The organism is Skermanella pratensis (genome assembly GCF_008843145.1).
Lineage (GTDB): Bacteria > Pseudomonadota > Alphaproteobacteria > Azospirillales > Azospirillaceae > Skermanella > Skermanella pratensis.
Window position 1 is genome coordinate 3297916 of the sequence record NZ_CP030265.1, and the last position, 9811, is coordinate 3307726.

11 protein-coding genes and 1 tRNA gene are annotated in these 9811 nt (G+C 68.9%); 6 read left to right on the forward strand and 6 right to left on the reverse strand.

Annotated features, from left to right (window positions below; all coding sequences use genetic code 11):
* Nucleotides 1–69 precede the first annotated feature (69 nt).
* The gene (locus DPR14_RS14990; protein WP_158045862.1) at nt 70–861 is read left to right on the forward strand and encodes a hypothetical protein; all 792 of its coding nucleotides are present in this window, start codon (nt 70–72) and stop codon (nt 859–861) included.
* An 88-nt stretch (nt 862–949) separates the two neighbouring features.
* On the opposite strand, the gene DPR14_RS14995 is transcribed toward DPR14_RS14990, so the two are convergent.
* The gene (locus tag DPR14_RS14995) at nt 950–1759 is read right to left on the reverse strand and encodes an HpcH/HpaI aldolase family protein (RefSeq protein WP_158045863.1); all 810 of its coding nucleotides are present in this window, start codon (nt 1757–1759) and stop codon (nt 950–952) included.
* 46 nt (nt 1760–1805) lie between these two features.
* Nucleotides 1806–2885, reverse strand: a complete 1080-nt coding sequence (locus DPR14_RS15000) for a glycosyltransferase family 4 protein (RefSeq protein WP_158045864.1) — start codon at nt 2883–2885, stop codon at nt 1806–1808.
* 164 nt (nt 2886–3049) lie between these two features.
* Here DPR14_RS15000 and DPR14_RS15005 point away from each other — a divergent pair, with 164 nt between their 5' ends.
* Both DPR14_RS15005 and DPR14_RS15010 read left to right on the forward strand, forming a co-directional pair.
* Entirely contained in the window at nt 3050–3406 is a 357-nt protein-coding gene (locus DPR14_RS15005; protein ID WP_158045865.1) for a hypothetical protein, read from the forward strand.
* A gap of 13 nt (nt 3407–3419) precedes the next feature.
* Nucleotides 3420–3494: transfer RNA gene (locus DPR14_RS15010), tRNA-OTHER, on the forward strand.
* A 16-nt stretch (nt 3495–3510) separates the two neighbouring features.
* Here DPR14_RS15010 and DPR14_RS15015 read toward each other — a convergent pair.
* The 3 genes from DPR14_RS15015 to galE are packed head-to-tail and all read right to left on the reverse strand — an operon-like array spanning nt 3511 to nt 6158.
* The gene (locus DPR14_RS15015; protein ID WP_158045866.1) at nt 3511–4551 is read right to left on the reverse strand and encodes a GNAT family N-acetyltransferase; all 1041 of its coding nucleotides are present in this window, start codon (nt 4549–4551) and stop codon (nt 3511–3513) included.
* A 7-nt stretch (nt 4552–4558) separates the two neighbouring features.
* Entirely contained in the window at nt 4559–5143 is a 585-nt protein-coding gene (locus DPR14_RS15020) for a methyltransferase domain-containing protein (RefSeq protein ID WP_192498958.1), read from the reverse strand.
* Between the two features lies 1 nt (nt 5144).
* On the reverse strand, nt 5145–6158 hold the full coding sequence (galE, locus tag DPR14_RS15025; RefSeq protein WP_158045868.1) for a UDP-glucose 4-epimerase GalE: 1014 nt from the start codon (nt 6156–6158) through the stop codon (nt 5145–5147).
* A gap of 301 nt (nt 6159–6459) precedes the next feature.
* On the opposite strand from galE, the gene DPR14_RS15030 reads away from it, so the two are divergent.
* Genes DPR14_RS15030 through DPR14_RS27445 form a run of 3 tightly spaced genes read left to right on the forward strand, consistent with a single transcriptional unit; the run spans nt 6460 to nt 8794 of the window.
* The gene (locus tag DPR14_RS15030) at nt 6460–7641 is read left to right on the forward strand and encodes a glycosyltransferase (RefSeq protein WP_158045869.1); all 1182 of its coding nucleotides are present in this window, start codon (nt 6460–6462) and stop codon (nt 7639–7641) included.
* A complete protein-coding gene (locus DPR14_RS15035) occupies nt 7638–8318 on the forward strand; it encodes a glycosyltransferase (RefSeq protein WP_158045870.1) in 681 nt (226 codons plus the stop codon). The genes DPR14_RS15030 and DPR14_RS15035 overlap by 4 nt, the downstream gene beginning before the upstream one ends.
* Nucleotides 8288–8794, forward strand: a complete 507-nt coding sequence (locus DPR14_RS27445; protein WP_343038738.1) for a glycosyltransferase family 4 protein — start codon at nt 8288–8290, stop codon at nt 8792–8794. Before DPR14_RS15035 ends, DPR14_RS27445 begins: the two co-directional genes overlap by 31 nt.
* Nucleotides 8795–8803: 9 nt before the next feature.
* On the opposite strand, the gene DPR14_RS15045 is transcribed toward DPR14_RS27445, so the two are convergent.
* Nucleotides 8804–9769, reverse strand: coding sequence for an SDR family oxidoreductase (locus tag DPR14_RS15045; RefSeq protein ID WP_158045872.1), 966 nt, complete (start codon nt 9767–9769; stop codon nt 8804–8806).
* Nucleotides 9770–9811: the final 42 nt, after the last annotated feature.

The window sequence follows — 9811 nt, forward strand, 5'->3', positions numbered from 1 at the left end:
ATTCCACAAGGGCGCGCCCGCTCCATTCCGGGGCGGCGCCGCAGCCCGCAACCTATCAGGCGGAACACCATGAACAGAAATTATTACGAGAGCTACGGCAACCATCCCAACGACGACGAGGACCGCTCGATCCTCGGCAGTCCGGTGCCGCTGGCGCTGATCGGCCTCGGCGTGGGCTGGCTCGTGTGGAGCAACACCAGCCACCCCGGCGTCGACTCCCGTCTTCGGGACGCACGCCGGCGCGCCCGGCAGTACGGCAACACCGCTCTCCACCGGGCGGAGGAGTTGCGCGACCAGGCTCTCAACCGGGCCACGGAATTCCGTGAACAGGCGACGAACCGCGCCACCGAGTGGCGCGACCAGGCCGGGAACTCGGCCCAGTCCATGCGCGACCGCGTGCAGAGCCGGACGGGCGGCCAGGGTCAGGGCTTCTCCGACAATTCCGCCGGCGACGCCTACGGCGGCACCGGCCACCAGACCGACTATCGCGAACGCGCCCGCCAGTATGGCGACAAGGCTTCGCGGCGCGCCCGCCAGGGCTACGGAAGCGTCGTCGGGCTGGTCGACGAGCACCCGCTGATGGCCGGCATCATGGGCATCGCGGTCGGCGCGGTGCTTGGCGCCAGCATCCCCGCCAGCCGCTACGAGAACGAGCTGCTGGGTGAGTACAGCGACGAGTTCTACAACCGTGCCCGCGAGTACGGCAGCGACGCGGTCGACCGCGCCACCAGCGTGGTCCGCACTGCCGCCGAAGCGGGCGTCGGAGCCGCTCGCGATGCCGGTCAGGACGAGGCCGAGAAGCAGGGCCTGACCGCCGAGCAGGTGCAGAAGCGCGCCGAGGAGAAGGCCGGCAACGCCTGAGGCGACTTACCGGATTGACGATGCAAGCGGAGAAGGGCGCCGCCGGCCGGCCAGGTCGGCGGCGCCCTTTTTCCGTCCGGTGTCCGGCTCAGTAGAGGCCGACCGCCTTTCCGTCCGAAGGCCTCTCCGGCGAGGCCCCCTGCCCGGCCGCTTCAAGCACCGCCGCGCGGGCGCCGGCCGCCATCAGATGGACGTCGGAGCCGGCGGTCACGAACCGGTAGCCCAGTTCGACCATCCGCCGGGCGTAAGTCGCGGAACCGCAATGGATACCCGGCATGACGCCGCGCGCCGCGGCCCGCGCCCGGATGTCCATGATAGCATCGTAGAGCGGCGGCTCCGTATGGTCGAAGCCGAACTTGCCGGTCAGCGCGTAGCAAAGATCCGCCGGACCGATATAGATCGCGTCCAGCCCCGGCGTGCCGAGGATGTCGTCCAGGTTCTCCAGCGCCTCCTTCGTCTCGATCATCGCGAAGACGACGACGCTGGCATTGGCATGCTCGGGATAATCCCCGCCCGAGGTCAGCATCGCCCGGTTCGGCCCGAAGCTCCTGTAGCCTTGCGGCGGGTAGCGGCAGGCGCCCACAAGGCGCTCCGCCTCCGCCCTGCTGTTCACCATGGGACAGATGATGCCGGCGGCACCGGCGTCCAGCGCCTTCATGACGTATCCCTCGTCCAGCCAGGGCACCCGCACCAGCGGCGCCACGGCGGTGGTCGAGATCGCGGTCATCATGGCGACCGAGGCGCGGTAGTCGATCACGCCGTGCTGCATGTCGATGGTCAAGCTGTCCCAGCCCTGATGCGCCATGGTCTCCGCCGCGTACCCGTCCGGGATCGACAGCCAGCAGTTCAGGGCACTGCCGCCGTCACGCCAGATCGAGCGAAGTTTGTTCTCTTTCATGTATCCTCCCCTTGTCGGACCGAGCTTAAGGGGTGAGGCCGGGGCGTCAAGCCGCACGTTCCGACGACCGGCGGCTGAAGTCCTCGAAGAGCCGGTCGTAGGTCTCCAGCATCGAACCTTCGTCATATTCCCTGACGACGCGGGCGCGGTTCGCGTTACCCAGCCGGCGGCGGAGCGTCGCGTCGGTCAGCAGGCGGTGGAGCGCCGCGGTCAACGCCGCCTCGTCATCCCGGCTCACCACGAGCGGCCGGTTCTCGTCGGTGACCATGGCCCTCACGTCGCCGACATCCGTCGAGACGACGGGCCGGGCCGCCGCCATGGCCTCCAGCAGGCTCAGCGGCATCTGCTCGGTGTCGGACGAGATCGCGAAGACGTCAAGCAGGCCCAGCGCCCGCGCCGGGTTCATCATGTTGCCCGCGAAATCGACCCGGTCCTCGATGCCGAGGCCGCGGGCGGCCGCCTCCAAGGCCGGCCGGTCGGGACCGTCGCCGATCAGGGCCAGCCGGACCGCCGGCGTTGGGGGCAACGCCGCGAAGGCGCGCAGCAGGCGACCGAAATTCTTCTCGCGGCGGAGCGTCCCGACCGACCCGACCAGCAGCTCGCCGGGGCGACGCGGCGGCAGCGCCGTCCCGTCGGGAGCGGCGGCGAACCGTGCGCAGTCGATCCCGTTCGGGATGAAGCGGACGCGCTGCCGCGGGATCCGCCAGCTCTCCAGCGCGATCCCTTCGAGCAGCCGGCTCGGCACGATCACTTCCGTGGGTCCGGCCAGAGCCACCCGCCGGAACCAGATGCGCCGGCGGAAATGCCGCCCGATCGCCTCGTCCGGCCCGAAACCGTCCTCGAAATGCAGGTGCGGGCAGAGGGCCGGGAGCCGGTTCGCCAGCCCCCATTCGACCGCGCCCCAGGCATAGGTCAGCAGCAGGTCGGGCCGTCGGTCCCGCAGCACCTTCCGGAAGCGCAACAGGTTGCGCAGGCTGAAGGCCCTGCCCTTCTCGACCTCCACCGGAAGCAGCGTCACGTCAAGGCCGGGGTCCAGCCGGTCGAGGCAATCGGTGTTGCCGTCCACCGCCACGATGGTATGCCGGTAGCGCGATCCCAAGCGGTTCGCGATCTTCGCGAAACGCATCTGCTGGCCGCCGACCTCGAAGGAAGAAAAGACATGAAACAAATGCGGCGGATCACGGGTTACCACCTCGGGAACACTTGGGTGGAACTGTGGGGGTGTGGCCCGATCGGCGATTGTCACGGCGTCTCTTCTTTGGCTAGGGTCGCGGCAAGTCAGGAGGCACGATGTTCCACCCGCGGACAAGCCGCAAGAAGCTCGAACAGGTTATCCGGACGCTCGATGCGGCGGCTCGAATTGGTCATGGAACGGATGCCGACGGCTTCCGCATCTCCACGATCGGGGAACGGCGCGCCACCACGCGGTACGATGTCCTGATCGAGGCGCTGGAACAGGGCATGAAGACAAAGAAGTTCGAGCTGTCCCGCGACGACGCGCGGCTGCTGGTCACCGCCCTGGACCTCTACAATGTCCGGCGGACAGACGGTGTCGGCCAGTCCTGGGACGATGGGGTCGAACAGCTCTTCCAGGAACTCCAGTCGCTGTTCGCCAAAACCTACGGCGAGGCGCTCTACGCCGCCTGACACCCCGGATATCGGGGGAGTAGCTTAATCGGGAAAGCCCTGTCCTCCGGGACAGCAGTTTCAGGTTCAAATCCTGGCTCCTCCACCACCTTCCCCGGCCCGCATCACCGCCCCAGCAGCCGCCGGCGGATCAGACGCGGCAGATAGCGCCGGAGCGTGTGGGCGGCGCCGCAGGCGGTCGTCGGATCGTATGCGGTGACCGTCCACCGCTGGCGCCGCCGGGGCAGCCACTCCCTTTTGTAGGGATCGTCGCCGCAGCCGAAGTCGATCTCCGCGATGTCGCCGGACCGGAACGCCTCGCGCACCATGTGGCGCGTCAGGATCGAACCGGCGGAGAGCTTCCGGCGGTTCTCCGCGTAGGACAGCTTGAAGATGGTGGCGCGGCCGTGCCAGACGATCCAGAGTTGGGCGGCAACCGGTTCGCCGTCCGCCAGCAGCACGCCGACCCGGACGGCCCCAGCCTCCAGCCCGGCGCGGATCAGGCTTGGGATGAAGAGCGGATAGGGCTCCGTCTCCTTCCAGGACTGGGCGTGGACGTGCTCGTACAGCGCGATCGCCCTCTCCGCGTCGGCTGCCGACCGGAAGACTTCCAGGTCCACCCGGTAGTCGCGCCGCAACGCTCGCTCCTTGCGCTCGACGGTGTTGCGCAGGCGGGTGCCGCGCCCGTTCCAGTAATCCTCGAAACTGCCCGCGACAGGGTTGTACCAGTTGCCGAAATCCTCGACCGTCTCGACCAGGTACCCGGCGCGGCCCAGTCCCCGCCGCAGTTCATCAAGCGCGGCGGTCCCTCCGTCCAGCGCGGAGAACACCAGCCGGGCGGGGCGTGGATCGCGGCGGCGGACCTCCCGTCCCCAGTTCTCGAATGCCTCGGCCACATCCGCCGTTCCGGACAGGAGCGGGCCGAAGCGGCAGGTGTAGTAGTTGCCAAGCCAGGACAGTTGGACACCCCGGAACGGCCCGATGACGTCCGGACGCTCGCGCAGCGGCAGGACCAAGCCTTCCGGAGTCGCTTCCACCGACAGGCGGTCGCCGGGGTCCAGGCAGGTCTCCGCGAAGACCCGGTACCAGGCGGCGGTATCGTAGAAGTCGCCGTCCGCGGCGTCGGGCAGGACGGCGTCGAGGATGGCCGGATCGCGATGTATCACCGGAGCTTCAGAGCTTGCACCCGACCACGGCGTACTCCGGGCCGACCGGCAGGAAAGGAATGGCCCCGCCGTACCGGATCGCCACGTTCCAGAACCCGGCGTCCCTGACCGACCGGCGCGCCTCCCGCGCGCCGAACCGGCTCTCCCCGCCGGTCGGTTCGAACAGGATGAGCAGTCCGCCCGGTTTCAGCACCCTCAGGAGGTCTTCCAGGAGGAGCGGCCGGTGCTCGGAGGAAGCCTCCGTCAGGGCGCCGAAACCGGTGACGACATCGAAGCTGTCGCCGGCATAGGGAACCTTGATCCCTTCGAAGCGCCGGTAATGCGCCAGTCCGCCGAACCGCGCGATCGCAGGTGACGGACGCTCCGGCTCCAGGCACACGAGGCGGATGCCGCGGAACAGACTGCGATACCAGGGCACCGCCTCGGCATTGCCGACCGCGATATCAAGGATGCCGCCGGAGCCGGGGAAAAGCTCGCGCAGGTCCTGCGTCAGGCGGAGGACTTCGCGCACGCGGCGCTCCGCGCGGGCTTCCTCGTCGCGCGGGTCCAACCGCCCGGCGCGGGCGCCGAGCGCGAAATCCTGGATCGACATGTCAGGAAGCCCGGCGCGTCTTGAGGTCCTCGGCGGCGCGCCGTTCCCAGGCGAGCGCCGTTTCGACCATTTCCTCGAGGCTGTCATGGGCAGGCTTCCAGCCCAGCAGGCCATGGATCCGGTCGGCCTTGGCGACCAGGGCCGGCGGGTCGCCCGCGCGGCGCGGCGCATCGTTGACCGGCAACGGCCGGCCGATCACCTTCTCCACCGCTTTCAGCACCTCGCGCACCGAGAAGCCCCTGCCGTAGGCGCAGTTGACCAGCAGGTTGCCGCCCTTTCCGACCAGATGGCGCAGGGCCAGCACGTGGGCATCGGCCAAGTCCGAAACATGTATGTAGTCGCGGATGCAGGTGCCGTCGGGCGTGTCGTAGTCGGTCCCGAACACGGAGATGGCGGGGCGTAGTCCGAGCGCCGCCTGGACCGCCACCTTGATCAGGTGCGTCGCGGCCGGGGTGTTCTGGCCGGCCCGGCCGGCCGGATCGGCGCCCGCCACGTTGAAGTAGCGGAGGATGCCGGTGTTCAGCCCATGGGCCGCCGAGGCGTCGCGCAGCATCTGCTCGGTCATCAGCTTGGACTGGCCGTACGGGTTGATCGGCCGGGTCGGCGATTCCTCGTCGATCGGGTAGATCTCGGGTTCGCCATAGACGGCGGCCGTCGAGGAAAAGATGAAGTGCTTCACGCCCAGGCGCACGCAGGTCTCGATCAGGCCCAGGCTGTTCTGCGTGTTGTTGCGGTAGTACTTCAGCGGCTTCTCGACCGACTCCGAGACCACGATGCTGCCCGCGAAATGCATGATCGCGCCGACCTGGAAGCCGCGGATCACTTCCGTCACATGCTCGGTATCGGCGATGTCGCCTTCGATCAGCGGGATGCCGTCGGGCACGGCCGACCGGATGCCGGTAGACAGATTGTCGAACACGACGACCGGGAAACCGGCATCCTGCAAGGCCAGCACGGCATGGGATCCGATATAGCCGGCGCCGCCGGTGACCAGAACGACCGGATTTTCGTCCATCAGACTTTCCTAGAGAGTAATGGATTTGACACAATCAAGTGCTCATTCGCGATTATCGCGCCTGCGCCTCGATATCTGAAGAACGCGAAGGAATACCGGAAAAATTCATTCACACTGCGCTGGGACAACCGCTTATCCCGATGCACCGGCATTGACACGCCGGCCTGATACTTTGGTATTAATCCTCTATGGAGAGACTTGCGATGCGTCCCGGTTCGGGTACGTACTTCCAGCAGTCCGGAATCAGCATTTCCGGATCCGACGTTCTTCATGCCCCCCTGGGGGATTTCAGGGTGCAGCCATGCATCGGGAAACATCGCCGACATCTCCCAGGCCACCGCGGTTCATCCCGCCACGGTCGCGCCTGGTCGTCTTCAGCGACGACTGGGGCCGCCACCCCAGCAGCGCACAGCATCTGGTCCGGCATCTCCTGGCGCGTTTCGACGTGGACTGGATCAATACGATCGGCACCCGCCGCCCCACCCTGTCGCGCGCCGATCTGGCGCGGGCACTGGAGAAGGCGGTATCATGGACCCGGCCCGCCGGCGCCGCCGAGCCTGAAACGCCGGCAGGTCCGGCTCCCCGGGTCCATGCGCCGGCCCACTGGCCTGGTTTCAAGACCCGGGCGGAGCGCGCGCTGAACCGGCGGCTGCTCCGCAGGGCGCTGGCGCCTGTCCTGGAACGGGATCCCGCCCCGGCGGCCGTCATCACCACGGTCCCCATAACCGCCGATCTGGCCGCCGATTTCCCCGGCCTGAACTGGATCTATTACTGCGTGGACGATTTCGCCGAGTGGCCGGGACTGGACGGCGGGACCCTGCAAACGCTGGAACGTGACCTGCTGCCCCATGTCTCCGGCGTGATCTGCGTTTCCGAAGTGCTGCGCGAGCGCCTGTCCCGACTGGGCTTCGACGCGCGCCTCCTGACCCATGGGATCGACCTGGACCACTGGAGCGGCGTGCGCCGCAGGCCGCTCTGCGGGCCGGGCCGGCGGCCAATCGCGCTCTACTGGGGGCACGCCGACCGCAGGCTGGACGCCGACATCTGCCTGACTCTGGCCGGAACCTGCGACCTGAGGATGGCCGGACGGCACCACGACGTGGACGAGCGGTTGGCCCGCAGCCGCGCGGTCACCTGGCTGGGTCCCGTCCCTTACGACCGCCTGCCGACCCTCGCGGAGGATGCCGACGTCCTGGTGATGCCCTACGCCGACCTGCCCGTCACCCGCGCCATGCAGCCCTTGAAGCTGAAGGAGTACCTGGCGACCGGTCTGCCTGTGGTGGCCACTCCCCTGCCCGCCAACCGGGCCTGGACGGACGCCCTTGACCTGACCGCCGATCCGACCCGGTTCGCCTCGCTGTGCCTGGCCCGGGCGCGCCGCTCGCTGCCCGAGGCCCAGGCACGGGCCCGCACCCGCCTTGCCGGGGAGGGCTGGGATGCCAAGGCGGTGCAGTTCGAACGCTGGATCACCGCACCGTCATGAACATCGTCACCCCGCTCGATGACAACCCCGCCGATGACATCACGGTGCTGCATACGCGGATCGTGACCGGGACCGGCGGCGGACCGGAGAAGACCATCTTCAACTCGCCCCGCTATATGCGCGGCACCGGCTACCGCGAGCTGGCCTGCTACCTGCGGCCGCCCGGCGACCCCGGATTCGAGGTGCTGCGCGGACGGGCGTCCGCCAAGGGCTGCCCGCTGATCGAGGTGGACGACGCCTCCGCCTTCAGCCCGGCCAGCCTGCGCCGCTTGGCGGCCATCTGCCGGGAGAACGACGTCAAGGTCTGGCATGGCCACGACTACAAGACGAACCTGTTCGGCGTGCTGCTGAAGCCGCTGCTCGGCTTCAAGCTGGTGACGACGGTCCACGGCTGGGTCAGGCACACGTCGAAGACGCCGCTCTATTACGCGATCGACCGGTGGACTCTGCCGCGCCACGACCAGGTGATCGTCGTGTCCTCCGACCTGTACGGGCGCTGCCGCGCCGGCGGGGTCCCGGAGAACCGGCTGCACCTGATCGAAAACGCCATCGACACGGAGGATTTCCGCCGGTCCGGCCCCGCCGCCCTGGCCGCGGAGCGCGTCCATCTCCCCCGGGGCGCCTGCTGGTCGGCGCCGTCGGGCGGCTGTCCCCCGAAAAGGGATTCGACCTGCTGATCCGGGCCGTCGCGGCGTTGATCGACGATGGCCTGGACCTGGAACTGTGGATCGCCGGCGAGGGGGAGGAAAAGGCGGCGCTCGAGGCCCTGGCCGCCGCGACCGGGCACGCCGACCGCATCCGCCTGCCGGGCTTCCGGGCCGACACGGTCGGTTTGTTCGAGTGCTTCGACCTGTTCTGCCTGTCCAGCCTCCGGGAGGGCCTGCCCAACGTGGTGCTGGAGGCGATGGCGATGGAGGTCCCGGTGCTGGCGACCCGATGCGGCGGCATCGACACCTTCGCCCGCGACGGCGCCGACATGCTGACGGTCGAAGCCGGCTCCGTGGAAGCCCTGGCCGACGGGCTGCGCCGCCTGGCCGGAGCCCCGGCGCTACGCCATGGGCTCGCCCGCGCGGCCCGGCGGCGGATCGAGGCCGAGTTCAGCTTCCGCCGCCGCATGGACCGCATGGCCGAGGTCTACGGCCTGCTCTGGTGACGCACCGCCTCAGCGGCGCGCGGCGAACATCCCGGCGGCGACCAATCCGGCCGCGGCCAGCCCCGCGAGCATCAGGGGCTGCGAGCCGCTTGCCTGCTGCCGGTAGCCGCCGGATGCGCCGGTCCCGTGGGGCACCGGCCTGAACAGCGAGCCGTGGGTATAGGGCGCCGGTGCCGCACGCCGGAAATAGCGCCGCAGGCCGCGCGCCATCACTTCCTCCGTCAGGGCCGGGGCCAGGGTGTGGGCGAACTTGGTCAGCGGAGCCAGCGCGCCGACGCTGACGCCCCGCCGGGGACGCAGCGCCAGCCCGACCATCGCGTCGGCCACGCGCTCGGGCGGCACCAGCGGCGACCCGGGCTTCAGTTCCTTGCCCATGTAGTTGCCGCCGTGCTGGTACCCCGGCGTGTCGATCACGGCTGGGAACACGTTGCACACATGGATGTCAGGCCATTCCTCCAGTTCCAGCCGCAGGCTCTGGGTGAAGCCTTCCAGGCCGAACTTGCTCGCGGCGTAGGCGGCGGCGAAAGGCGGCGCGATCCAGGCGCCGAACGAGATGTTGGTGATCAGCGTGCCATGGCCCTGCTCCAGGAAATAGGGCAGCACGGCGTGGGTGCCGTTCATGCTGCCGAACAGGTTCGTCTCGATCACCTGCCGGTGCGAGGCCATGGGCACGTCGGCGAACGGCCCGACCAGGCCGATGCCGGCATTGTTGATCCAGACGTCGATCTCGCCGAACCGCTCGGCCGCTTCCTCCGCCAGCAGGCGCATGTCATCCAGTTCGGTCACGTCGGACGGAATGGCGATCACGTCGGCGCCATAGCTCCGGCACTCGGAAGCAACCTCGTCCAGCGCCTCGTCGCGCCGGGCGGCCAGGGCCAGGTTGGCGCCCTGCCGGGCGAAGGCGACGGCGGTCGCGCGGCCGATGCCGCTCGATGCACCGGTGATGACGACCGAGGAGTTCCGCAGTTTGCGCATGGGATGGCCTTTCTGTCTTGGATAGGATTCCCATGACAACAG